Raw genomic sequence first — 24,212 nt, 5'->3', positions numbered from 1 at the left:
GTGGTGGCCGGGTCCGGTTCAGCACGGAGGGGCGTTCAGAGCTGCTCGATCGGCTCGAGGGCCGGGGAGCCCACGACGACAGTGACGTCGGCGAGACCGCGCCGCCGCGTCGCCAGGCTCCGATGCCACCACCAGAGCCCGAGTGCGGCAAGCGTCATGGAGCCTGCCACGACGGCGAGGGTCGTCAGTGAGCCGCTCACGAGCGGTGAGACCGCCCCGGCCACGAGCGCGTTGACGCACGTGCTGAGGAAGGACTGGAACGAGGAGACGGCGCCACGCTCCCGCGGCCGCAGGTCGAGCAGCGCGATCGTGAGGATCGGGAAGACGAGGGACACGCCGAGCGAAGCGGCGGCCACGGGAACGACGGTCCACGGCAGCGTGGGCTCGTCGATGAGCGCCTGGTAGGCGACCGCGAACACGCCGCCGGCGAGGGCCACGAGGAAGCCGGCGAGGACGAAGGCCCCCTGTCGCACGCGACCGGCCAGGCGCCCCGTGAGGAACGAGCCGATCATCATGGTGACGACGAGYGGGACGAAGAGCACGCCGAAGTCGCGCTCGCCGAGCCCCAGGTGGTCGACGACGATGGCGGGCGCCGAGGAGATGTAGAGGAAGAGGGCGCCGAAGTTGAGGGCGATGGCGGCGCTGAGGCGCAGCACCGCGCCGTCGCCCGCGGCGGACGTGAACGACGTGAGCAACGGCCGCGGCCGGAACGGGACCCGCTCAGCGGCCGGGTGCGTCTCGGGCAGCGACGTCAGCGTCAGCACGACGAGGAGCACTCCGTAGCCCGCGAGCACCCAGAAGATCGTGCGCCACGACCCCCAGCCGAGGATGGCACCGCCGACGATCGGCGCGAGCGCCGGGGCGATGGCGAAGATCATCGAGATGTGGCTCATGAACCGCTGGGCGTGCGCCCCGTCGAAGAGGTCGCGCACCACCGTGCGCCCGACGATCATCCCGGCGCCGGCGACGAGGCCCTGGGCGCCGCGGGCGCACAGCAGGAGCGGCATGCTCGGCGCCAGCGCGCACAGGGCGCTGGTGACGGCATACAGCGCGCAGCCGGCGAGGATGACGGGACGACGACCGAGGGCATCGGACAGTGACCCGTGGAAGAGGCTCGCGACCGCGAAGGCGACGAGGTAGACGCTGACGGTCTGCTGCATCGCGACCTTGTCGACGCCGAGGTCGCGGGTCATCACCTCGAACGCCGGGAAGATCGCGTCGATCGTGAACGGCCCGACCATCGTCAGCGCCGCGAGGACGAGGACGAGGACGAGCTGCAGCTGCGGCACGCGCGCTCGCGCCGGGGCGTCGCGGGACGCCTCGTGGGTCAGCGTCATGCGCGACCGATCCGGGCACGACGGGCTCGGGTGACCGACGCGAGGTCCTCGGGCGCCAGGCCGATGTCGAAGCCGCGTCGGCCGCCGGAGACGTAGACCGTCCCGAAGCCGTATGCCGTCTCGTCGAGGACCGTGGGCAGCGCGCGCTTCTGCCCCACCGGGGAGATGCCGCCGACGACGTAGCCCGTGCTGCGCTCGGCCGCTGCGGGGTCGGCCATCGTCACGCTCTTGACGCCGAGCGCCGCGGCGACGGCCTTGAGGTCGAGCTGGCCGTCGACGGGCACGACGCCCACCGCCAGTGTCGCGCCGGTGTCGACGAGCAGGGTCTTGAAGACGCGCGAGGGCTCGACGCCGAGCGAAGCCGCCGCCTCGAGGCCGTAGCTCGCCGCCGCGGGGTCGTGCTCGTAGGGGTGGCGGGAGTACGGGATGCCGGCGCGGTCGAGGGCGACGGTGGCCGGCGTCGACGGACCGTCGGCCGGGCGCTGCCTGGCCATCAGGCGTCGCCGACGGACGCGAGCCCGTCCCAGATCGTCGTGACGACGAGGTCGGTGGCCTCGTCCGCCGTCGTGCCCGGGTGCGTGCTGCGCCAGACCGCGAGGCGCTCGCAGCCGCCGATGAGGATCTCGGCCATGACGGTGACCCGGCGCGCCTCGAGGGGCTCGAACGCCGGCAGCGTCCGCAGGCCCTCGGCGAACGCCTTGGCGGTCTGCTGGCGGATGCGTTCGACGGACGCCGAGGCCTCGCCGATGAGGGCTCCCTCGGTGCGCAGCAGCGCGAACGCCTGGTCGTGCTCGTCGATGAAGGAGAAGAACGCGTGCACGACACCACGCACCCGGTCGCGGGCCGGTGCGGCCGGCTGGGCCACCCACGAGTCGATGAGGGCGGCGAGCAGCTGCCCACGGGCCCGCTCGATCGTCGCCGCCAGCAGGCCCTCCTTCGACCCGAAGTAGTCGTAGATGAGGGGTTTGGTGACGCCGACGAGCTCGGCGATCTCGTCCATCGTGGCGGCCTGGATGCCACGGGCCGAGAAGACCTGCTCGGCCACCGCCAGCATCTGCGCCTCCCGCTCGGCGCGAGGCATGCGGACGCGGGTGCCGGGGGAGCGGGAAGTCACCGGCGCAGTCTACGGGTGCCCTCGCGCGGCTCCATGACGCAGAGCTCGTTGCCGTCGGGGTCGGCGAGGGGGACCCCGCAGGCGTCCCCGTGGCCGGCGTCGAGCCGCGTGGCCCCGAGCGAGAGGAGGCGCTCGACCTCGGCGCCGAGGTCGTCGCGTGTCGTCGGGCTCACGTGGAGGTGCATGACGTTGCGCCCCGACCTCGGACGCACGGGCGGCCCTCCCCAGGCGATCTTCGCGCCGCCGCGGGGCGACTGGATGGCCGTCTCCCCGTCGTGGTCCCAGACGAGCGGCCAGTCCAGGGCCAGGCTCCAGAAGAGGCCGACCTCGCGGGTGCCGTCGCAGGCGAGCTCCCCGAGGAACGCGGTGTCGGCGAGGAAGGTGTTGCCCGCCTCGATGACGCAGAGCTCGTTGCCCTCCGGGTCCGCGAGCACGATGTGCCCCTCCTCCGGTGTCTGGCCGATGTCGAGGTGTCGGGCCCCGAGCCGCAGGGCCCGGTCGACCGTCGACTGCTGCTGCTCGGGCGTGGTGCTGGTCAGGTGCAGGTGGATCTGGTGGGGCCCGGTCCTGCGCTGACGCCCCGGCAGGAACCGAATCGAGATCCCCGGGTCCTCACCCGCGAGCACGAGGCCGTCGGCGTCGGTCTCCCGCTCCAGCAGGCCCGCCCAGAAGGCTGCGAGGCGGAGCGGGTCCGACGCGTCGATGCAGAGCTCGATGAGGTTGCTGGTCATCGGACGCTCGTCTCCGCTCGGTCGATGCACGTGGACGCGAGCCACGCTAGGTGGCGACGGGTCAGGGTGACAACGCAGTTCTCGGTCCGGTCCCGGGACGACGTGTGGCCCGGGACCGTGACGGTCCCGGGCCACACGGCATACGTGCTCGTGCGCGGTGTCAGACGAGCAGCTGCGACTCGGCGGCGGCGCGGCTCGTCGCAGCCTGCTCGGTCGCCTCGGCGAGAACCGACTCGTGGTCGACCGACTGGTGCCACCACTGCTGGCCGGCCTCGGGCAGCGTGTAGATCGGGTCGTAGTAGACGTACTCGCGCGACATCGCCTCGGTGTCGTCGCCCTCGATCGACGTGCGGTAGTTCTTGCGCCAGTAGGAGATGCCGCGCTCGGTGTCGTACTCCTCGACCTGGTGCACCCAGCGCTTGCCGACGAAGGGCACGTCACAGACGATGCGCGGGGTCGAGAAGCCGGGGAGGTAGCCCATCATCGAGTGCTGGAGGTGCTGGGCCTCGGCGAGCGAGAGCCGCCAGTGCTCGGCGAAGGGGATCATGTCGCACATGTAGAAGTAGTACGGCGTGATCTGGGCGCCGTCGGCGAGCCCGAAGCACAGGTCGAGCAGCTGCTCGGTGGTGTCGTTGACGCCGCGCATCAGCACACCCTGATTGCGCACGTCGCGGACGCCGGCGTCGAGCATGGCCTTCGAGGCGCGGGCGACGGACGGGGTCAGCGACTGGGCGTTGTTGACGTGCGTGTGGATCGCGAGCGAGACGCCGCGCGAGCGGGCCTTGGCCGAGACGCGGGCCACGCCCTCGACGACGTCCTCGGCGAACCAGTGCTGCGGCAGCCCCATGAGGGCCTTCGTCGCGAGTCGGATGTCGCGGATGTTCTCGATGTCGAGGAGCTGGTCGATGAACGCCTCGAGGTTCTTCCACGGCATGTTGGCGACGTCGCCACCGGAGACGACGAYGTCACGCACGACGGGCGACGTGCGGAGGTAGTCGAGCATCGCGGCGTAGCGGTCGACCGGCTTGAGGTCGAACTTCAGCTTGGCGACCTGCGGCGTCGAGTTGCCGACGAGGTCCATGCGGGTGCAGTGGCCGCAGTACTGCGGGCAGGTGGGCAGCAGCTCGGCGAGCACCTTGGTGGGGTAGCGGTGCGTCAGCCCCTCGGCGACCCACATGTCGTGCTCGTGCAGCGAGTCGCGCGACGCGTGCGGGTGTGACGGCCAGTCGGTGCGGCGGTCGGAGAAGACCGGCAGCATGTAGTTGCGGATCGGGTCGGCGTAGAAGGCCTCGGTGAAGTCGTGCCCGGCCGACGGCATCGGCGAGTCCGTCGACGGGACCATCGTGTTGAGCATCTGCGGCGGGACGAGCATCGACATCGTCGCCCGCTCGCTCTGGTCCTTGGCGAGGTCGTCGTAGAAGCGGTCGTCGAGCAGGTCACCCATGAGGGCTCGCAACTGCTTGATGTTCCTGACACAGTTGACCCGCTGCCACTGTGCGCTGTCCCAGTCGGCCTGGGTGATGCTCGCCCAGCCCGGGAAACGCGTCCAGTCGGGCTCGACGAGCTCGCGTCGCCGGTACGCGTAGGGCTGCTCAACCTTGCTCATGCGGAGAACAGTAACGGCAGGGACGGTCTCGCTCAAACACGTCCAGCTCACGAAATTGTGAAGATACCGCCGACGTGCCCCTATGCTGACGCAAGATCTCCGGTTTCCGTCCGTACATACAGAAGGATTTGTGAACGTGTCAGACCCGACGTCGGCCGCCCCGGATCGCACGGACGCCGCCCGCGTGTCGTCGCCCGTCGGCCTGCACCGTGTGCTCGAGCCCACCGGCGACGCCATCACCCTCCCGCAGGCGGCGCGGCGACTCGACGCCAGCCCGAAGCTGTGGCCCGACGAGGTCCGGATCGCGGTCGAGACGCTCAACCTCGACGCGGCGTCCTACCGGCAGCTCGCCGAGAAGCACGGCACCGACGGCACCGTCGACGGGGGAGCCGTGCGCGCCGAGGTCCTCGACATCGTCGCGACGCGCGGCAAGATGCAGAACCCCGTGACCGGCTCGGGCGGGATGCTCATCGGCACGGTCGAGGAGGTCGGACCGGACAGCACGCTCGGTCTCGCGGTCGGCGACCGCGTCGCGACCCTCGTTTCGCTGTCCCTGACCCCGCTCGCCATCACCGACGGCCTGGCCCGCTGGGACGGCCTCTCCGAGCAGGTGCCGGCCGAAGGCCACGCGATCCTCTTCGGCCGCAGCATCGCGGCCACCCTGCCCACCGACCTCGACCCGCACCTGGCGCTCATGGTCATGGACGTGTGCGGCGCGCCGGCGCTCGTCGAGCGCGTCGTGGGGGAGTATGCCGCCCGCGGCGTCGCGCCGACGGTGGCGGTCCTCGGCGGGGCCGGCAAGTCCGGCTCGCTCTCGCTGGCGGCCGCTCGCGCCGCCGGCGCCGGTCGGACCATCGGCGTCGTCCCGGTCGAGCGCGAGCGCACGGTTCTCGAGGGGAGCGGCCTCGCCGACGCCGTCGTCCTCGCCGACGCGCGGTCGCCGCTCGGCCTGGCGGCAGCCGTCGAGTCCGCCGGGGGACCGGCCGACGTCACCGTGGTCTGCGTCGACGTGCCCGGCTGCGAGCAGCCCGCGATCCTCGCGACCGCGCAGGGCGGCACCATCATCTTCTTCAGCATGGCCACGAACTTCGCCGCGGCCGCCCTCGGGGCCGAGGGCCTCGCCGCCGACGTGCGGATGCTCGTCGGCAACGGCTACGTCCCCGGCCACGCCGAGACGGCGCTGCGCCTCCTCCGGGACGTCCCGGCCGTGCGGGCGCTCTTCGAGGGCCGCCTCGCCACCGAGAAGGMAGGATCTGACGCATGACCCGCCCCAACGCCATGCTCGAGCTCGACCCGGCCGTCGTGCGCCGGGCCCGCTCGCTCGCCCGCAAGGCAGCCGCCCCCGTCGTGAAGATCGCGCGCAGCCACACCACGGTGTCAGTGGAGCGCGCGACCCTGCGCCTGGCCGGTCTGGCCGGCGCGGACCACGAGCGCGTGCCGTGGGTCAACCACCTCGTGACGGCGGTCCGCGACGAGGTCGGCCTCGAACACGGCGTCACGACCCCGGTCTACGACGCCCTGCTCCGCGGCGAGGCGCCCGACCTGACCAGGCTCGCCCAGAAGGCGGCGAGCGGCAACGTCTCCTTCCGCCTGCCCTCGGGGCGCGAGGCCACGGCGGCCCGCAGCGCCGCCGCCAAGGGGGTCGGTGTGGGTCTGCGCACCATCGACCGCTCGCGCGCCACGCGTGACCGTCTCATCAAGCGTCACGGCGACCCGAGGACCAAGCCGTGGATCTACCTCATCGTCGCGACCGGCGACATCTACGAGGACATCCCGCAGGCCCAGGCGGCCGCGCGTGAGGGCGCCGACATCATCGCCGTCATCCGCTCGACCGGTCAGTCGCTCCTCGACTACGTGCCTGAAGGCGCGACCCGCGAAGGTTTCGCCGGGACGTACGCGACGCAGGAGAACTTCCGCCTCATGCGCGCGGCGCTCGACGACGTGAGCAAGGAGCTCGGTCGCTACGTCCGGCTGACGAACTACGCCTCGGGCCTGTGCATGCCCGAGATCGCGGCCCTCGCCGGCATGGAGCGTCTCGACATGATGCTCAACGACTCGATGTACGGCATCCTCTTCCGCGACATCAACCCGATCCGCACCTTCGTCGACCAGCGCTTCTCGCGGCAGGTCCACGCCCGTGCCGGGATCATCATCAACACGGGCGAGGACAACTACCTCACGACCGCCGACGCGGTCGAGGCCGCCCACACGGTCACGGTGAGCCAGCTGCTCAACGAGCGCTTCGCCAAGGAGGCCGGCCTCGAGGACTGGCAGCTGGGCCTGGGCCACGCCTTCGAGATCAACCCCGAGATCCCCGACAGCTTCCGGATGGAGCTCGCCCACGCGATGCTCGCCCGACAGCTCTTCCCGGACGCGCCGCTGAAGTRGATGCCGCCGACGAAGCACATGACGGGCGATGTCTTCCGCGGCTACCTGCTCGACGGCTTCTTCAACCTCGTCGGGGCCATGACCGGTCAGGGCATCCTGCTCGTCGGCATGATGACCGAGGCCGTCGTGACGCCGTTCCTCTCCGACCGCGACCTCGCGCTGCAGAACGTCCGCTACGTCATGAACGCCGCGAGCGGACTGACCGAGGACTTCCACCCGCCGCGCGACGGCTACATCCAGACCCGCGCGCGCCAGGTGCTCTCCGAGGCCGTCGACCTGCTCGACCGCATCGTCACCGACACCGACGCCGCCGGCGACGCGCCGCTCCTCGCGGCCATCGCCGACGGCACCTTCGGACTCATGAAGCGACCGGCGACGGGGGGCAAGGGTCTCGACGGGGTCAGCGAGCGCGCCGACGACTACGACAACCCGGCGACCACGGCCCTCGACGCATGGACCCCTCCGGCGAAGGAGACCGGCCGATGAGCGCCGCGAAGCAGCAGCCCGAGCAGGCAGCCACGTCCTCGGCCCCGCAGGGAAACATCATCCGGCCCTACGGCGACACGACCGGCGACGGCATGGTGCAGATGTCGTTCACCCTGCCGCTGCCGCACGACAAGAAGGCCGAGGGCGCCGCGCTCCAGCTCGCCCGGAAGATGGGCCTCGACCCGGCGCTGCTCGTGCACGCGAAGGCGATGGGTCCCGACTTCACCTTCTTCGTCGTCTACGGCAGCTCGACGCACCTCGTCAACCTCGACGACGTCCACGTCGTCGAGCGCGAGTACCCCCTGCTGTCCGCCAAGGACGCCAACCTGACGATCAAGAAGCAGCTGCGCCGCAAGCTCGTCGTCGTCGGTGCCTGCATCGGCACCGACGCCCACACCGTCGGCATCGACGCGATCCTCAACATCAAGGGCTTCGCGGGCGAGAAGGGCCTCGAGTACTACCGCGAGATCAAGGTCGTCAACCTCGGCGCCCAGGTGCTCGTGCCCGAGCTCGTGGCCCGGGCCCGCGCCGAGAAGGCCGACGCCGTCCTCGTCAGCCAGGTCGTCACCCAGAAGGACGCCCACATCCACAACACGACCCAGATGTCCGCGGCCTTCCGCGAGGCCTACCCGGCCGGGCAGGTGCCGATCCTCATCGCCGGCGGACCGCGCTTCGAGGACGGCTCCGAAAAGGCCCTGGGCGTCGACCGGATCTTCGGCCGGGGCACGACCCCGGGCGAGGTCGCCAGCTACCTGGTCCACGAGATCAGCCTCCGGAAGGGAAAGAAGCCATGAGCGAGACCACCACCGACCCCACGGCGCCCGAGCCCCTCTCGGCCACCGCGCCCACGACGCCGGCCACGGCCTCGGCCACTCCGGCGAAGCTGACCCGTGCGAAGGTCGGGCTGCGCATCACGCACCGCCGTTACGTGCCCTACGGTCACGCCCACTACGCCGGCAACCTCGTCGACGGCGCCTACTCGATGGCGGCCTTCGGCGACGTGGCCACCGAGATGTGCATCGTCACCGACGGTGACGAGGGCCTCTTCGCCTCGTACAGCGACGTCCAGTTCCGTTCGCGGATCACGGCCGGCGACGTCATCGAGATCTCGGCCGAGATCGTCCGCGTCGGCACCCGCTCCCGGGAGATGGACTTCGAGGTGCGCGTCGTCGGGCGTGGCAACCAGGAGCGCGGGGAGTCGGCGGCCGAGATGCTCGACCCGCCGATCGTCGCCACGACCGCTCGTGGCGTCGTCGTCGTGCCCTGAGCGCTGACGTCCCGGCCGCACGGCATACGGTGAACCCCGTGCGGCGTCTCCTCCTGTCCCTGCTCGGCGGCGGACTGCTCTGCCTCGCGTTCCCGACCTACGACGTCTGGGTGGCCGCACCGGTGGCCCTCGCGCTGTGGGCGTGGGCCTGGGCCGGCTCCGGGGGCCGTCGAGGCTTCCTGCTCGGTCTCGCCGGAGGGCTCGTCTTCTTCGTGCCGACGCTCAGCTGGTCGGGCATCTACGTCGGCGCGCTGCCGTGGCTCGCCCTCGCGACGCTGCAGGCCCTCTTCGTCGGCGTGGCCGGCGGCCTCTACGGCTGGCTGAGCCGCCGGGGGAGTGTCCGCCCGTTGGCGTTCGCGCTCGTGTGGGTCGTGGCCGAGGGCTTCCGGGCCCGCGCCCCCTACGGTGGCTTTCCCTGGCTCAAGCTGGCCTTCGGACAGGCCGACTCGCCGTTCGGTCGCCTCGTGGCACTCGGTGGCGCGCCGTTCGTCGGCTTCGTCATCGCGCTCAGCGGTGGCCTGCTCGCGCTCGCCGCCCAGCACGCGCTGTCGGCGGTTGCCGAGCGCCGGGGGAGCGGCGCCACCACCCCGCCGCGATCGCGTATGCCGTCCCGTCGCCTCGCCCTGCCCGCCGTGGGAGCGCTCGTGCTCGGCCTCGTGGGGCTGGCCGTCCCGTTGCCGACCGACGGCCCGACGGCCCAGTTCCTCGGCGTCCAGGGCAACGTGGCGCGGCCCGGTCTCGACTTCAACGCCGAGCGCCGCCAGGTCCTCGACAACCACGTCGCGGCGACGCTCAAGGCCCAGGACGACGTCGACGCCGGGCACGCTCCGGCCCCGGACCTCGTCGTCTGGCCCGAGAACGCCTCGGACATCGACCCGCTGCGCAACGCCGACGCCAAGGACCTCATCCTCGAGACCGTCGACGCGCTGAAGCGACCCCTCATCGTCGGGGGCCTGCTCGAGGAGCCCGTCGGGTTCGTCTCCAACGTGGCCCTGCTCTTCGAGCCCGGAAAGGGCAACACCGACCGCTACGTCAAGCGCCACCCGGTGCCGTTCGCCGAGTACATCCCGAACCGGTCCTTCTGGCGGAACTTCAGCGCGGAGGTCGACCTCGTCACGCGCGACTTCGTCCAGGGCCCCGCGCCCGGCGTCTTCCGCGTCACGACGGCCTCGGGCCAGCAGATCCGGGCCGGCCTCGCCATCTGCTTCGAGGTGGCCTACGACGACATCATGCGCGACGCCGTGCAGACCGGCGCCAACGTCCTCGTGGTCCAGACGAACAACGCGACCTTCGGCTACACCGCCGAGTCGCCCCAGCAGCTGGCCATCAGCCGACTGCGAGCCATGGAGTTCGGCCGCTCCGTCGTGCACGTGTCGACGGTCGGCCAGAGCGCCCTGATCACGCCCGACGGAACCGCCCACCAGGTGACGTCGTTGTTCACACAGGCGGTGGTCAGAGGAGCACTACCCTTGCGGGACGCCACGACGCTGGCGACCCGGGTGGGGGAGGCCCCCGAGTGGGTCGCCGCCGCCGCACTGCTGACGATGCTCGCCCTGGGTCTTCGCAGCGGCCGCCCGGCAGCGCCGGAGACAACGAAGGAAGAGGATGACGACGACGCAGCGTGAGCCGGTGACCCGAGTGGCCGTGCTCATCCCGACGTACAACGAGCGGGACAACCTGCCCGGCATCGTCGCGCGGGTGCGCGCGAACGTGCCCGCCGCCGACGTCTTCGTGCTCGACGACGGATCTCCCGACGGCACCGGACAGGTCGCCGACGACCTCGCGTCCTCGGACCCGCAGGTCCACGTCGTGCACCGCTCCGCCAAGGAGGGCCTCGGCAAGGCCTACCTCGCCGGCTTCGCCATCGTCCTCGAGCGCGGCTACGACGCCGCCGTCGAGATGGACGCCGACGGCTCGCACCTCCCCGAGCAACTCCCGTCGCTGTTGGCCGCGCTCGGCGAGGCAGACCTCGTCATCGGCGCACGGTGGGTCAAGGGCGGCGAGGTGCGCAACTGGCCGGCTCGCCGCAAGGTGCTCTCGGTCGGTGCGAACCTCTACACCAAGGTGCTGCTCGGGATGACGGTCAACGACGCGACAGCGGGCTACCGCGTCTACCGCGCGAGCGCGCTGCGGACCATGGGGCTTCAGGGCGTCGAGTCTCAGGGCTACTGCTTCCAGATCGACCTGACGCTGCGTGCCGTGCGCGCCGGGCTCACCGTCGTCGAGGTGCCGATCACGTTCGTCGAGCGCGAGGTCGGCGTGTCGAAGATGGGCCAGGACATCGTGCGTGAGGCGCTGACCAGCGTCACGAGGTGGGGCATCGAGCACCGCGTGGGCCAGCTGCGCTCCGTCGCCGGCCGGGTGCGTGGGCGCGAGCCCGTCGGGGACCAGTCGTGAGCGGCCCCACCGGTCCCACTGGCTCGTCTCGCGGTCCGTCACGGGCCAGACGAGTGCGCCTGACGCGTCTGGCGGTCGTCGCGCTGCTGCTCCTGCCGGTCATCGAGATCGTCGTCATCGTCGCCGTCGGCCAGGCCATCGGCGGCTGGCCGACGTTCCTGCTGCTCGTCGCGACCTCGCTCCTCGGGGCGTGGCTGATCCGTCGCGAGGGCGGCCGGGCCTGGCGCGCGCTCGAGCAGGCCGTGCGCAGTGGCCGGATGCCGGCCCGCGAGATCGCTGACGGCGTCGTCGTGCTCGTCGGCGGCAGCCTGCTCGTCCTGCCGGGTTTCGTCACCGACGTGCTCGGCCTCGTCCTCGTGCTCCCGTTCACGCGGCCCGTCGCGCGCAGCATGCTCGCTGCCGTCATCTCACGCCGCCTGCTCGCCCAGACCGAGCGCTTCGCCGGGCCCACGGTGGCCGGACAGCCCGCGACGCCCGTTTGGGAGCAGGAGCAGACACCCCATGGCCCGCAGCGCTCGTCGACGAGTGACGAGGTCGTCGAGGGCGAGATCATCGACGACGAGGACTGAGCCCCGCGCTCGTCCCTCTGCGTCCCGGGTTCGAGGTGGTGACGGCACGCACCTCGCTGTCGCGATCACCTAGAGCCGGGACGACGGCATCGTGGGGTCGGGTTCAGAGCCTGCGGGCATGCGAAAAGCCCGCCTCCACGATCGTGGTGGCCGGGCTCAGAGCGTGCGGGTATGCGAGAAGCCCGCCTCCACGATCGTGGTGGCCGGGCTCAGAGCGTGCGGGTATGCGAGAAGCCCGCCTCCACGAACGGGGCGGGCTTCTCGGTGGTGCGCTCTGGGGAGGTCAGGCGGTCTTGCGGCGTCGCGGCTTCTCGCCCCGCGACTCACGCAGGAGCGTCAGGCGCTCCTCGAGGAGCTCCTCCAGCTCGGGGATGGAACGACGCTCGAGGAGCATGTCCCAGTGCGTGCGCTGGTGCTTGACCGGCTTGGCCTCCGGCTCGGGTCCGCCGCCCTGCAGCTTCGCGTCGAGTCCGCAACGGCACTCCCACGTGGGAGGCACGTCGGCCTCGATCGAGAACGGGAGCTCGGTGCGGTGACCGTCGGCGCAGACGTAGACGGTGAGCTGACGCTCACTCGGGACGACGTTCTCGTCGGACTCCATGCTCCTCGCGCCGAGGTTGGAACCGCGTAGTGCTCGATCGGCCATGTGGACCCCTCCAAGACTTATGCCCTTGTGACACCTCGCTGGTGTCTTACCCTCACAGACGCTTGAACGAGCGGAACGGTTGACTTGTTCCCCGGCGGGCGGCGAAGTGTAGGCGTTTCTCAGATGACGGCGGGAACCGGGTTGCCGGCCTGCACGATGCCCTCACGCATCCGCACCTTCGACAGGAGCACGCCGCCGATCGCGAAGAAGACGATGAGCGCGATGATCGCCCAGCGGTAGCTGAGGGTGAACTGGTAGACGAGGCCGAAGATGAGCGTCCCGAACCAGCTCGTGCCGCGCTCCATGGCCTGGTAGAGGCTGAAGTACTCCGCCTCGCGGCCGCGGGGGATGAGCTGGCTGTACAGCGACCGCGACAGGGCCTGCGTGCCGCCGAGCACGAGGCCGATGAGCAGGGCGAGCGCGAGGAAGATGACGAGCGACTTCGACGGCAGGAGGAAGGCGAAGACGACGACGACCGTCCAGAGTCCGATCCCGTAGAGGATCGTGCGCCACGCCCCGATCGAGGCGGCCACCCGGCCGAAGAGCCGCGCGCCGGCGAACGCGACGAACTGCACGAAGAGGAACACGCCGAGCACGGTCGTCTCGGAGAAGCCGAGCTCCTTGGAGCCGTAGACGCTCGAGCTGCCGATGACCGTCTGGATGCCGTCGTTGAAGAAGAGGTATGCGACGAGGAACAGCTTCGTCTGCGGGTAGTTGGCGAGGTCGCGGAAGGTGCTGCGCAGCTGCGCGATGCTGCCGCGGACGATGCCGGCCGAGCGCTCGACGGGGGTCTCGACCGTGCCGGTCAGGTGGCGCAGTCCTAGGTACGGGATGATCGTGAAGCCAGCCCACCAGAGACCCGCGGACAGGATGCTGATGCGTGTGGACAGGGCTCGGTCGAGCCCGAGGTCCTCGTGGAAGAAGTCGAGGGCGAAGTTGAGCGCGAGCAGGATGCCGCCGCCGAGGTAGCCGAACGCCCAGCCCTTCGAAGAGACCCGGTCGCGTTCGTTCTCGTTGGCGATCCGGCACAGGATCGAGTCGTAGATCACGAGCGAGGACCCGAGGCAGATGCCGGCCACGACGACGAGGACGGCGCCCAGCTGCCAGTTCGTGCCAGCGACGAAGAACATGAGGCTCGCCGCCAGGGCGCCCGCCCACGCGAAGCCGGCAAAGAGCCGGGTCGGTCGGGGACTGCGGTCGGCGATGGCGCCGATGAAGATGAGGATGATCGCCGACAGGATCGTCGTGAAGGTCACGGTGAAGAACCACAGCGAGCCCGGCGCCACCGGGATGCCGAGCACCGAGAGGTTCGTCGTGCAGTCCTGGCCGTCCGGCAGCCCGGGGCAGGCCGCCTGCTCCGCGACGGACGTGAGGTACGGGCTCATGAGCACCGTCGCCGTGGTCGTGACGTAGGCCGAGTTGGCCCAGTCGTACCAGTACCAGGCCCGCTGCTCCCGGGTCTCCGGTCGCGCGGCGTTGACGACGGCGTTCGACATGCGAGGACTGTCCCACACGGGGCAGCGCAGGGGCAGGGGGAGAGGCCGAAACACGCCGCAGCGTCGGGCGCCCGGGGTCAGCGGACGGCATACGCCCTCTCAGCGGTCGACGTCGCGGGCGTCAGGAGGTCGTCACGCGCTGGCACAGACGTCCTTTCGTCATCGACGACACGGCCCTGACGCCCACCTGAGCCCCTGGCTCCCTCCACCTCCCCTGCTCAGTCGGTGGCAGGGGAGGGGAGGGGGCGCTGCTGGACGTCGGGTGTCGTCGTCAGCAGCTCCCACGCCAGACCGTGGGCGAGCACGACGAGGCAGACGACGGCGAGGGCGGCCGTCTGTAGCCCACTGAGACCGACCGCACCGCCCAGCTCGGGCGCAGCGGCGACCAGGACGATGACGGCGTAGAGCATGGCGACCACCCAGCGGTGCCGCCGGAAGGGGCCCCGGAGTCCCGAGCCGTCCGACCCGAGGGGGCCGCGGTCGGCGCGGACGAGCCGCAGGGTCGACCAGGCACCGACGAGGGAGACGAGCCCGAAGGTGGAGCGCCAGAGCCAGGGCTGGGTGGGTGCGACCTGCGCGAAGAGGCCCATGAGGCCGGGAAGCAGGAAGGTGAGGTAGACCCCGCCCACGAGCCGACGGGTCTCCTCATCGGCGAGCAGCTCACGCCGGCGGTCCAGGGCGGACCACCAGAGCCCGACGAGCGTGAAGCACGTGGCCGAGACGACGGCATAGAACGTGGAGAGGTCCATGCGGCTTCCTTTCCCTCACGGAATCGTCCCACCGTCGATCGGAGCGGGGCCTCTCGTTTAGCCCTAAAGTATTGGGATGGGAAGCGGGTCGGGTGACCAGGTCGGGCGGATCATCCAGGCCTGGCAGCGGGAGAGGCCCGACGTGGACGTGTCGTCGATCGGGATCATCACGCCGGTCGTGCGGCTCGCCGCGATCGTCATGGACCACCGGGCCCACGTGCTGGCCACCCACGGCCTCGAGCAGAGCCACCTCGACGTCCTCGCGACGTTGAGACGCAGTGGCGCGCCGTACCGGCTCACCGCGGGCGAGCTGTCCCGGCGCTGCCGCGTCACGGCCGGGGCGACGACGCAGCGCGTCCAGGCCATGGAGGTGCTCGGCTTCGTCGAGCGCGTCCGGGAGGAGCCGGACCGGCGCACCGTGCACGTGCAGCTCGCCCCGGAGGGACTCGCCCGGCTCGATGGCATCTTCGCGGACGTCATGGCCGGCGACGAGTCCCTGCTGGCCGGTCTCGAACCTCGGCAGCGCGCCGGTTTGGAGGAGCTGCTGCGCGCGTGGCTCGCCGTGCTCGAGCCGGGCGGCCGGGCCTTCCGGGGCGAGGTCACCCCTGAGTGAGGACGACGAGCTGCTGGGTGGCGCGTGTCATGGCGACGTAGCGGTCGACGGCACCTTCGATGCCGTCACCGAAGGAGTCCGGATCGACCAGTACGACGAGGTCGAACTCGAGGCCTTTCGTCAGCGTCGGACTGAGCGACCGCACCCGAGCCCGCTCCTCGAGGCCGGGGGCGCCGATGACGCAGGCCGTTCCGTCGGGGTGCGCGTCGAGCCACGTCGCGAGCACCGCCTCGAGGTCGGCGGCCGGGCCGTGCTGAACGGGCACGCCGCTCTCGCGGATCGAGGTGGGCACGTTCGCGTCGGGGAGCGCGGCACGGATGACGGGCTCGGCCTCGAGCATGACCTCTTCCGGAGTGCGGTAGTTGATGGTCAGTGACGACAGGGTGACCCGGTCGAGACCCACGCGACTCAGTCGCTCCTGCCACGTCTCCGTGAACCCGTGCCGGGCCTGGGCGCGGTCGCCGACGATGGTGAGACTCCGCGACGGGCAGCGGGACAGGAGCATCTGCCATTCCGCGTCGGTCAGCTCCTGGGCCTCGTCCACGACGACGTGGGCGAACGGGCCGGCCAGCAGGTCGGGGTCGACGGTCGGCCCGCCGTCGTCGTCGAGGGCGCTGCGGAGGTCGTCACCTCGCAGCATCGACATGACGTGCATGTCGGAGTCGTCCGAGGCGATGAGGTGCTCGACGACCGCGGCGCGTTCGGCGCGCTCCGCCGCGAGGGCCGCCTCACGCTGTCGTCGGCGTCTCGAGACCTCCGGGTCGCYGAGCCGCATCCGGGCCGCGTCGAGCAGGGGAAGGTCCGACACCGTCCACGCGTCCGGCTTTGCTCGCTGCAGCCGGCGCACCTGCTCGACCGTCAGGGTCGGGGCGCACCGACGCAGGTAGGCGGGGACGGTCCAGAGGTCGCCGACGAGGTCCGCGGCATCGAGGAGCGGCCACGTCCGGTCGAACCGTGTGCGCAGCTCCCGGTTCTGCTCGAGCGAGCGGCGCACCATGACGGGGGTGGCCTCGAGCTCGACGTCGGCGCCGTCGTCGTCGATCCGGTCCTCGAGGTCGTGCCGCTCGACGAGGATCGTCAGCAACGCCTCCCACACGTCGTCGCGGGCCTCGTTGTGCGGCGTGCCGAGAGCGGCGGTGCAGGCCTCGGCCCAGTCGGCGGGGGAGAGCCACACGTCCGCCCACGGCGTCACGACCTCCATGCCGCGGGTCGGCGGCTCCTCGTAGAGCGCCACGGCCGGCTCGATGGCCCGGACGAGGCCCATGGACGCCTTGAGCCGGGCCACCTCCGGGTCGGTCTCCGGGGCCGCCGCGTCACCCTCGGGAACGAGGTCGCGCAGCGTGCACGTCTGCACACCTTCTTCGCCGAGACTGGGCAGCACATCGGAGACGTAGGCGAGATAGGGCTCGTGCGGGCCGACGAAGAGCACGCCGCCCCGGCGGTGGCCGAGGCGCGGGTCGGAGTAGAGCAGGTATGCCGTCCGGTGGAGCGCGACCACCGTCTTGCCCGTGCCCGGGCCTCCGTCGACGACGTGCGCGCCTCGGGAGCCCGCGCGGATGATGGCGTCCTGGTCGGCCGCGATGGTGCTCAGGACGTCCCGCATGCGCGGCGAGCGGCTCGCGCCGAGCGAGGCGATGAAGGCGGACTCGTCGTCGAGGGCCACGCGTCCGTCGAGACCGTCCGTGGTGAACACCTCGTCCCAGTAGTCGCTGATGCGTCCCCGGGTCCAGCGGTAGCGGCGGCGGCTCGCGAGACCCATGGGGTTGCCGTGGGTGGCGCCGAAGAACGGTTCGGCTGCAGGGGAGCGCCAGTCCAGGAGCAGCCGGCGCCCGGCGGCGTCCGTGAGCCCGAGACGGCCGATGTAGACGGGGTGAGAATCGTTCTCGGGGACGATGTGCCCGAGGCAGAGGTCGATGCCGTAGCGGCGCAGCGTCCGCAGGCGGGCGCTGAGGCGGTGGACCTCCTGGTCGCGGTCGAGCGCGGCCTGGCCGGTGCGTGCCGGTGCCCGACGGGCGACGTCGAGACGGTCGGACAGCTCGGCGATGGTCGCGTCGAGGGTCTCGGCGATGGCGGCGAAGTGGAGGTCGTCGTGGGCGATGAGGGCCGGGTCGGCCTTGGGTGCCAGGTGGTCGCGAAGGTCGAAGGCGCTGGTCGTCAGCGGGTTCACGCAGTGGGCTCCGTCCCGAGGTTTCTGGTGTCGGCCAGTGATTCTCGGTGACGACGGGGGTCTTGCCGCAAGACCCCCGGTGCGCTATACGTTGGAAGTGGAAGGAAGCGCGCGACGCTTCCTTCCTTTTTGCTGCGTCGGCTCAGGGTGATGCGCCTCTCGTCACTTCCCCCATAACGCCGATAATCGACATTATGTCACTTTGGCTGGAGAAGGCCCTCCCCGGAGACCGCGCTCTATCCGTGGTCCTGGACCACGCTGCTGCGCCGTAGCCTTGCTCGTGATGCAGTGCGACTACTTCGACGCCGGCCGCTGCCGCTCCTGTGCCCTCATGGGTGTGCCGTATGCCGTCCAGCTCGCCGACAAGGACGAGCGCTGCCGACGCGTCCTCGCCGACGTGGCCCCGGACGTCGCCTGGCTCGACCCCTACCCCAGCGCTGAGTCGGCCTTCCGCAACAAGGCCAAGCTCGTCGTCGGTGGCGTCACCGGCGCGGTGACCGTCGGGATCCTCGACGCCGACGCGAACGGCGTCGACCTGCGTGGCTGCGGCCTGTACGAGCCGCCGCTCCAGCGCCTCATCCCCCGGCTCGCGTCCGTCGTCGACGAGATCGGCCTGGAACCGTACGACGTGGCCTCCCGCCGCGGCGAGCTGAAGCACCTCATCCTCACCCTCTCCCCCACCGGGGACGTCATGCTCCGGCTCGTCCTGCGGTCCCGCCGTCACCTGGCCCTGCTCGAGTCTCGCCTGTCGTCGCTCCGGGCCCGGCTGCCTGAGGTGTCGGTCGTCACGGTGAACCTCCAGCCGGAGCACAAGGCCGTCCTCGAAGGTGACACCGAGATCGTCCTGACCGAGAGCGATGACCTCGCGATGCCCGTCGGCGACGTGGTCCTCCACCTGCGCCCCAACAGCTTCTTCCAGACCAACACCACCGTCGCCGCCGGCCTCTACCACCAGGCGCAGGCGTGGACGCGCATCGTCGACCCCACCACGGTCCTCGACCTCTACTGCGGCGTGGGCGGATTCGCGCTGCACTGCGCTCGAGCAGGCGCTTCCCACGTCCTCGGCGTCGAGGTGTCGGCCGAGGCCGTGCGCAGTGCCGAGACGAGTGCGTCCCGGTTGCGCGCCGAACACCCTGACCTCGGCCGGCTGGAGTTCCGTGCCGGCGACGCCACGGACGTCGACGCGCTCGACCGGGACCTGCCGGGATCCGACCGGACGATGGTCGTCGTCAACCCGCCGCGTCGCGGGATCGGCCCGGACCTGGCCCGATGGCTCGAGGGCTCCGGCGCCACGCACGTGACCTACTCGAGCTGCAACGTCGACAGCCTGGCCCGTGACCTGGGTCGCATGCCGTCCTACCGGGCTCGCGAGGCGCGTCTCTTCGACATGTTCCCCCAGACGTCGCACCATGAGGTCATCGTCCTGCTCGAGCGTGAATCAGGTTCTCAGTCAGTCGGTTACGCGTCAGGAGGTGTGTCGACGTGACGGGTGCACCCGAGACTCCCTGGACGGCGCCGGACGTCGAGCGGCCGGGTGGCTCCCTCGTCGCGCCCGAGGCGCAGATGTTGCCCGAGATGCTCGCCTGGCACCGCTCGACGCTGCTGTCCACGTGCTCGGGGCTGACGGGCGAGCAGCTGGCCGAGCGGTCGGTCGCCCCCTCGGCCCTCAGCCTGCTCGGACTCCTGCGCCACCTGCGCAAGGTGGAGCGGGTCTGGTTGCGCCAGCGGGTGGCGCGCGAAGAGGTCGAGTCCCTGCACGGCTTCGGGAGCGGTCGGGACCTCGACTTCGACGACCTCGACCCCGCGACCGCCAGAGCCGACTACGAGGCACTGCTCGCCGAGTGGGTGCTGGCCGACCGGGCCGTCGCGGGACGCAGCCTCGACGACGTCGTCGAGTCCGGCGACGACCCCTTCTCGCTGCGCTTCGTCTACCTCCACCTCATTGGTGAGTACGCCCGGCACAACGGCCACGCCGACCTCGTGCGTGAGCGCGTCGACGGTGCCACCGGTGCCTGACCCGGTGCGATCGTCACCGGACCCCATTCGGCTGGCGAGGATCCAGCGGCGCTTCAGCGAGTTCGCGACGGAGTATGCCGCTCTTCCGCTCTACTCGACCGTCTGCCGACACGTCGCCCACGACGACGAGACCGCGTCGCTGCTGCTCGCGGCCAGGCCCGGGCAGGCTCGGCCCGTTCTCTGGCTCGCCGCCCTGCACCACCTCGTCCTGCGCAACCCGGATCTGCCTGCGGCCCGGTGGTATCCGAGTGTCACCGGGGCGGCGAGCGTCGCGACGGGCGACCCGTGGCCCGACGTACGGCTGACGGTCCTCGACCACGTCGACGAGCTGACCCGGCTCATTGCGACGCACGGCACCCAGACCAACGAGGTGAACCGAGCCGTGTATGTCGCCGTAGGGCTCGCTGCGGCGACAGTCGACTCCGGCGACGTCCCGCTCGCCATCGTCGAGCTCGGTGCGAGCGCCGGCCTGCTGCTCGGCGTCGACCAGTACGCCGTCGAGCTGTCCTCGCCCACCGGGTCGGCACTCCTGGGCGACGGCGGCTCTGCGGTCCGGTGCTCGGGTGAGGACCGTTCCGGCGTCGGGGCGCTGCTCACGGCGGCCGGAGCTGCGCTGCCCGCCGTGCGTGGCCGCGTCGGCGTGGATCTCGAGCCCGTCGACCTCGCGTCAGTCGACGAGGTGCGCTGGCTCGAGGCGTGCCTCTGGCCGGAGGTCCCGGGCCGCATCGAGCGCTTCCGCGCCGCTGCCGACCTGCTCCGCCCCGACCCTCCCACGGTGCTCCGTGGCGACATGGTCGACCGACTGACGGACGCGGTGACGCTGGCGCGCACTGACGCCGGCGGCGGCGCGCACGTCGTGGTCCTCAGCTCGTGGGCGATGACCTACCTCCCCGCACCGCGTCGTCGCGACCTGGCCGCGGTCCTCGACGAGCTGGCCGGGACCGTCTCCCACCTGTCGTGGCTCACCGCCGAGCCGCGCGGGTGCGTTCCGGGCCTCGACGAGCCGGAGGTCGCCCTGGAAGGGAACACCGTGCTCGGCTTGCAGCGCTGGCGCCACGGACACGCGCTCCCTCCCACGGTCCTCGGGACCTGCCACCCGCACGGCGCGTGGATCGACGCCTCGCTGCCACCATCCCCCAGCTGACCCTGCCTCTCGAGGCCCTGCGGATGTCCACGGCTCGCCTGCCCTGCGCCGGTCACGTCGAGTACCGCGCGAACGTGCAGGACGTCGGATGGCAGCTGTCGGTCAGGGACGGGGCCACCGCGGGCACGGTGGGACAGGGCAAGCGCGTCGAGGCGGTCAAGATCCTGCTCGTCCCGAAGGCCTTGTGACCCGAGTGCATCTGGATTGCATAATGTCGATTATGGGCGGATTGTATTGTGCCGCAAAGGAATTCATCAACGCATGCGGCGACCCAACCCTGCCGCGTACGCGTCGAGGGCCCGGAGCACCGTCGGGGCGCGGTAGACGCGGTTGCGTCGGTGCCCGGTCGACTCGAGCAGGATGCCGTCGTCGACGAGCCGCTGCAGGGCGGCCTGCGCCGTGGGGGCCGAGACCCCGAGCTCGCGCACGACGACCCGCGCCGTGACGACGGGCTGGCGCAGCAGCAGGTCGAGCATCGACCAGGCCGCGGAGCCGGCTCTCGCCGTGACCTTTGCCGCCCAGTCGGCGCGCACCTGTCGGAGTGTCACGACGAGCCCTTCGCCGATGTGGGTGCCGTTGCGCGCGGCCTCGGCCACGCATCGCAGGATGGGCTCCACCTCTCCCCCGCGGTAGGCCGTCAGCGCGGCGAAGTAGTCGTCGCGGATGGCGAGGAGGCCGGCGGAGATCGGCACGGTGACCCGACGGATGGCGCCGGTGTGGAGCAGGACCGAGTGGAGCAGTGCCCGACCCGTGCGGCCGTTGCCGTCGGTGAACGGGTGGATCGTCTCGAACTGGGCGTGGGCGAGGGCGGCATGCGCGAGCGGCGGCAGGTCGTCGCGGTCCATGAAGGTCACGAGGTCGGCCATCAGGGCCGGCACGTCGGAGGCCACGGGCGGTACGTACTGCGCCTCCCCCGGGTGGAGGGGGGACCCACCCACCCAGACCTGTTGCTCACGCCAGCGGCCGGCCGGGTGCAGCGACTGCTGCGCCATGAGGGCCCGGTGCATCGCGAGCACGGCGTCCTCGTCGAGTCGCCCGGCGAGGTCGAGCGCGGCCTGCATGGTGCGGACGTTGCCGAGGATGACGGCGGCGTTGGCGCGGTTGCCCTCGCCGATCTCGGCCTCGGCGAGGGCCCGTGCGGACGAGGTGAGGTTCTCGATCTGCGAGCTGGCCGCGCTCTCGGACCGCAGCAGCACCGAGGCGAACGGGGCGATCTCCCCCGCTCCCCCGGCGTCGAAGGTGGCGAGCAGCCGGGTGGCCTCGTCGAGGTCGGCGGCGAGGTCTCCGGGCAGCACGAGCCCGGCACCGGCGATCGGGGGCACGACGGCCGCCTCGAACGTGGCCGGTGTGGACCGCTGGGCGCGTCGCGACAGGTCGAGCAGGCCCTCGACGGACTGCCAAGGGACCGTCGTCGAACCGAGCGCGGGCCACGTCGTGTCCATGTCGATGAGACCTCCTTGGTAAAGGTTAACGCACAACCTTTACCAAGAGTGCTCCGTCGTCAGGCGTGCGCGACGTCCACGGGTGCCTCGACGATCCACCACGCGGCATACGGGCTCAAGGACGCCAGCCCGTCCGCCCCACCGAAGACCGGGTAGCCGGCGAGCGCGTCGAAGGGGTGCGCGATGCCGACGTCGGCGAAGTGGCGCACCTCGACCGTCTGCCACGACGTCGTGACGTTGTAGACGCAGACCATCGAGCCGCTCGGGTGCGTGCGGACGACCGCCAGCACCCCGTCGTCGGTCTCGAGGATCACCCTCGTCTGCGCGGAGGCGTGCAGCTGCGGCAGCCCCGCGCGCACGCCCGCCAGATGGCGCAGGCCCTGGAAGACCTTCCCGGAGACGGTGTCGAGGTCGCCGCGCCGCGCTGCGACGGCCCAGTCCAGCCGCTCCCGGTGCGCCCACCGGTTGTCGTCCTCGTGACCGGGCTCGCGCGCCCAGTCGGGGTCGTTCGGCAGGCCGAGCTCGTCGCCGCTCCACACGACGGGGACACCTCCCCAGCCGGCGACGACCGCGTGGGCCAGGAAGAGGCGGGCGAGTCCCTGACCGATCCCGTCCCCGTCGTCGCGTGCCTCCGCGTCGGCCAGCCCCGTCAGAGATGCCGCCGTGCCGCTGATCCGCTTGTCGCCGGTCGCAGCGTTGTGCTGGAAGACGAGACCGTGCGCCCAGGACCCGGGATGGTCGCCGGAGTACCAGTTCGACAGGAACCGGCGGTGCGCATAGCCGTCGAGACCCGCTGACGCCGCGTCCCCGTCGTCGATGGCCCACCCGATGTCGTCGTGGCACCGGACGTAGCAGATCCACGTGCCGCTCGGCGGGGTCGTCGGGAGCGCCGAGAGGGCCTGCTTGGTGAGTCCGGTGCTGCCCGTCGCGAGCATCGACCAGACCTGCACCATGAGGCTGTTGTGGTAGGCGAGATCGCTGACCCGGCCGGCGTGCTCGCCCTGCCCGAGGTACTGCACGAGGTCACGCGGTCCGACGATCGCCTCGGCCTTGAACGCGAGCGCCGGGCACGCGATGCGCGCCACCGTGCGCAGCGCCTGCGTGACGGCGTGGACCTCCGGCTGGTTCTGGCAGCTCGTGCCGAGCCGCTTCCACGTGAAGGCGATGGCGTCGAGCCGGAGCACCTCGACGCCGAGGTTGGCCAGGTACAGGACGATGTCGGCGTACTCGACGAGGACGTCGGGGTTGGCCCAGTTGACGTCCCACTGCCACTCGTTGAAGGTCGTCCACGCCCAGCCGCGAAGCTCCTCGTCCCACGTGAAGTTGCCGGGCGCGAAGTCCGGGAACACCTCGGGCAGCGTGCGCTCGTACGCGTCCGGCATGACGCGGTCGGGGTAGATGTGGAAGTAGTCCCGGTAGTGCGACTCCCCCGCCTGGGCACGCCGGGCCCACTCGTGCTCGCGCGCCACGTGGTTGAGCACGAGGTCCAGCACGAGCGAGATGCCTTGCCCCCGAAGGTCGCTCGCGAGCCGGCGCAGATCCTCGACATCTCCGAGATCCGGCCGGACGGTGCGGTAGTCCTGGACGGCGTAGCCGCCGTCGTTGTCCCCCTCTCGGGGCTGCAGCAGCGGCATGAGGTGCAGGTAGCTGACACCGAGGTCGCGGAGGTAGCCCACTCGGCCCCGCAGGCGGTCGAGGTCGCCGGCGAACCGGTCGGTGTAGCACGCGTAGCCGAACATGTCCGGCTGCTGGAGCCAGTCGGGCCGCAGCAGCCGGCGCTGGTCCAGGCGTCGCAGCTCGGGTGAGCGCTGCTGGTAGCCGGCCACGGCGCTCTCGACGAGGCGCAGGGCGAGCGCCGAGACGTCGTGCTCGGGGTAGAGGACCATGAGTGCCGCGACGAGGTCGTCGGACCAGCGCTCGAGCCTCAGCTCGATGGTCTCGCGGTCGTGGTCGTCGAGCCCCGCGAGCAGCGAGTTCACCGACTCCGTCGTCGGTCGGACGTCGTGCGCAGCGTCGCTCATGGCCCGATTGAACAGCACCCGGC

Annotated in this window: 23 protein-coding genes; 12 read left to right on the top strand and 11 right to left on the bottom strand. The window is 71.3% G+C overall.

Annotated features, from left to right (window positions below):
• Positions 1-35: 35 nt before the first annotated feature.
• The 5 genes from AB4Y83_RS05700 to AB4Y83_RS05680 form a co-directional block, all read right to left on the bottom strand.
• Positions 36-1,337, bottom strand: coding sequence for a multidrug effflux MFS transporter (locus AB4Y83_RS05700; protein ID WP_442296274.1), 1,302 nt, complete (start codon positions 1,335-1,337; stop codon positions 36-38).
• Complete coding sequence (gene ybaK / locus AB4Y83_RS05695; protein WP_442273476.1) at positions 1,334-1,831, bottom strand: Cys-tRNA(Pro) deacylase; 498 nt, start codon at positions 1,829-1,831, stop codon at positions 1,334-1,336. The genes AB4Y83_RS05700 and ybaK overlap by 4 nt, the downstream gene beginning before the upstream one ends.
• Positions 1,831-2,451: a TetR/AcrR family transcriptional regulator gene (locus AB4Y83_RS05690; RefSeq protein WP_442273475.1), complete on the bottom strand. Its 621-nt coding sequence runs from the start codon at positions 2,449-2,451 to the stop codon at positions 1,831-1,833. Before AB4Y83_RS05690 ends, ybaK begins: the two co-directional genes overlap by 1 nt.
• A complete protein-coding gene (locus tag AB4Y83_RS05685) occupies positions 2,448-3,182 on the bottom strand; it encodes a VOC family protein (protein WP_442296273.1) in 735 nt (244 codons plus the stop codon). Before AB4Y83_RS05685 ends, AB4Y83_RS05690 begins: the two co-directional genes overlap by 4 nt.
• Before the next feature lie 160 nt (positions 3,183-3,342).
• Positions 3,343-4,788, bottom strand: a complete 1,446-nt coding sequence (locus AB4Y83_RS05680; RefSeq protein ID WP_442296272.1) for a KamA family radical SAM protein — start codon at positions 4,786-4,788, stop codon at positions 3,343-3,345.
• Positions 4,789-4,924: 136 nt separating this feature from the next.
• On the opposite strand from AB4Y83_RS05680, the gene AB4Y83_RS05675 reads away from it, so the two are divergent.
• The 7 genes from AB4Y83_RS05675 to AB4Y83_RS05645 are packed head-to-tail and all read left to right on the top strand — an operon-like array spanning position 4,925 to position 11,895.
• Entirely contained in the window at positions 4,925-6,052 is a 1,128-nt protein-coding gene (locus AB4Y83_RS05675; protein WP_442296271.1) for an L-erythro-3,5-diaminohexanoate dehydrogenase, read from the top strand.
• Complete coding sequence (locus tag AB4Y83_RS05670) at positions 6,049-7,662, top strand: lysine 5,6-aminomutase subunit alpha (RefSeq protein ID WP_442296270.1); 1,614 nt, start codon at positions 6,049-6,051, stop codon at positions 7,660-7,662. The genes AB4Y83_RS05675 and AB4Y83_RS05670 overlap by 4 nt, the downstream gene beginning before the upstream one ends.
• Positions 7,659-8,456 (top strand): OAM dimerization domain-containing protein, encoded by a 798-nt coding sequence (locus AB4Y83_RS05665; protein WP_442273471.1) that lies wholly within the window; start codon positions 7,659-7,661, stop codon positions 8,454-8,456. Before AB4Y83_RS05670 ends, AB4Y83_RS05665 begins: the two co-directional genes overlap by 4 nt.
• Positions 8,453-8,929: a hotdog domain-containing protein gene (locus tag AB4Y83_RS05660; protein ID WP_442273470.1), complete on the top strand. Its 477-nt coding sequence runs from the start codon at positions 8,453-8,455 to the stop codon at positions 8,927-8,929. The genes AB4Y83_RS05665 and AB4Y83_RS05660 overlap by 4 nt, the downstream gene beginning before the upstream one ends.
• A gap of 38 nt (positions 8,930-8,967) precedes the next feature.
• Positions 8,968-10,554, top strand: coding sequence for an apolipoprotein N-acyltransferase (gene lnt, locus AB4Y83_RS05655; protein WP_442296269.1), 1,587 nt, complete (start codon positions 8,968-8,970; stop codon positions 10,552-10,554).
• The gene (locus AB4Y83_RS05650) at positions 10,535-11,326 is read left to right on the top strand and encodes a polyprenol monophosphomannose synthase (protein ID WP_442296268.1); all 792 of its coding nucleotides are present in this window, start codon (positions 10,535-10,537) and stop codon (positions 11,324-11,326) included. The genes lnt and AB4Y83_RS05650 overlap by 20 nt, the downstream gene beginning before the upstream one ends.
• Positions 11,327-11,379: 53 nt before the next feature.
• Positions 11,380-11,895, top strand: a complete 516-nt coding sequence (locus tag AB4Y83_RS05645) for an FxsA family protein (protein ID WP_442296267.1) — start codon at positions 11,380-11,382, stop codon at positions 11,893-11,895.
• A 283-nt stretch (positions 11,896-12,178) separates the two neighbouring features.
• On the opposite strand, the gene AB4Y83_RS05640 is transcribed toward AB4Y83_RS05645, so the two are convergent.
• From AB4Y83_RS05640 to AB4Y83_RS05630, 3 genes are all read right to left on the bottom strand, one after another.
• On the bottom strand, positions 12,179-12,541 hold the full coding sequence (locus AB4Y83_RS05640; RefSeq protein ID WP_028785601.1) for an RNA polymerase-binding protein RbpA: 363 nt from the start codon (positions 12,539-12,541) through the stop codon (positions 12,179-12,181).
• A gap of 119 nt (positions 12,542-12,660) precedes the next feature.
• The gene (locus AB4Y83_RS05635; RefSeq protein ID WP_442296266.1) at positions 12,661-14,037 is read right to left on the bottom strand and encodes an MFS transporter; all 1,377 of its coding nucleotides are present in this window, start codon (positions 14,035-14,037) and stop codon (positions 12,661-12,663) included.
• 218 nt (positions 14,038-14,255) lie between these two features.
• The gene (locus tag AB4Y83_RS05630; protein ID WP_442296265.1) at positions 14,256-14,786 is read right to left on the bottom strand and encodes a hypothetical protein; all 531 of its coding nucleotides are present in this window, start codon (positions 14,784-14,786) and stop codon (positions 14,256-14,258) included.
• Between the two features lie 76 nt (positions 14,787-14,862).
• On the opposite strand from AB4Y83_RS05630, the gene AB4Y83_RS05625 reads away from it, so the two are divergent.
• On the top strand, positions 14,863-15,399 hold the full coding sequence (locus AB4Y83_RS05625) for a MarR family winged helix-turn-helix transcriptional regulator (protein WP_442296264.1): 537 nt from the start codon (positions 14,863-14,865) through the stop codon (positions 15,397-15,399).
• On the opposite strand, the gene helR is transcribed toward AB4Y83_RS05625, so the two are convergent.
• A complete protein-coding gene (gene helR, locus AB4Y83_RS05620; protein WP_442296263.1) occupies positions 15,386-17,566 on the bottom strand; it encodes an RNA polymerase recycling motor ATPase HelR in 2,181 nt (726 codons plus the stop codon). The two genes, AB4Y83_RS05625 and helR, sit on opposite strands and share 14 nt — an antisense overlap.
• A gap of 283 nt (positions 17,567-17,849) precedes the next feature.
• Between helR and AB4Y83_RS05615 the strand changes: the two genes are divergently transcribed.
• The 4 genes from AB4Y83_RS05615 to AB4Y83_RS05600 are packed head-to-tail and all read left to right on the top strand — an operon-like array spanning position 17,850 to position 20,914.
• Positions 17,850-19,052, top strand: a complete 1,203-nt coding sequence (locus AB4Y83_RS05615) for a methyltransferase domain-containing protein (RefSeq protein ID WP_442273462.1) — start codon at positions 17,850-17,852, stop codon at positions 19,050-19,052.
• On the top strand, positions 19,049-19,582 hold the full coding sequence (locus AB4Y83_RS05610; protein ID WP_442296262.1) for a mycothiol transferase: 534 nt from the start codon (positions 19,049-19,051) through the stop codon (positions 19,580-19,582). The genes AB4Y83_RS05615 and AB4Y83_RS05610 overlap by 4 nt, the downstream gene beginning before the upstream one ends.
• The gene (locus tag AB4Y83_RS05605) at positions 19,575-20,726 is read left to right on the top strand and encodes a DUF2332 domain-containing protein (protein WP_442296261.1); all 1,152 of its coding nucleotides are present in this window, start codon (positions 19,575-19,577) and stop codon (positions 20,724-20,726) included. Before AB4Y83_RS05610 ends, AB4Y83_RS05605 begins: the two co-directional genes overlap by 8 nt.
• Complete coding sequence (locus tag AB4Y83_RS05600; RefSeq protein WP_442273459.1) at positions 20,690-20,914, top strand: hypothetical protein; 225 nt, start codon at positions 20,690-20,692, stop codon at positions 20,912-20,914. Before AB4Y83_RS05605 ends, AB4Y83_RS05600 begins: the two co-directional genes overlap by 37 nt.
• A 66-nt stretch (positions 20,915-20,980) precedes the next feature.
• Here the strand turns inward: AB4Y83_RS05600 and AB4Y83_RS05595 are convergent, their stop codons facing one another.
• Together AB4Y83_RS05595 and AB4Y83_RS05590 are read right to left on the bottom strand one after the other, a co-directional pair.
• Entirely contained in the window at positions 20,981-22,168 is a 1,188-nt protein-coding gene (locus AB4Y83_RS05595) for a Fic family protein (RefSeq protein ID WP_442296260.1), read from the bottom strand.
• A gap of 59 nt (positions 22,169-22,227) precedes the next feature.
• On the bottom strand, positions 22,228-24,189 hold the full coding sequence (locus AB4Y83_RS05590; protein WP_442296259.1) for an alpha-amylase family protein: 1,962 nt from the start codon (positions 24,187-24,189) through the stop codon (positions 22,228-22,230).
• Between the last annotated feature and the right edge of the window lie 23 nt (positions 24,190-24,212).

Source organism: Terrabacter sp. RAF57, from assembly GCF_052113925.1.
In the GTDB taxonomy this organism is placed as follows: Bacteria; Actinomycetota; Actinomycetes; order Actinomycetales; family Dermatophilaceae; genus Terrabacter.
Note: the sequence above shows the minus strand (reverse complement) of the source record. Positions and strands in the feature narration are given on the sequence as shown.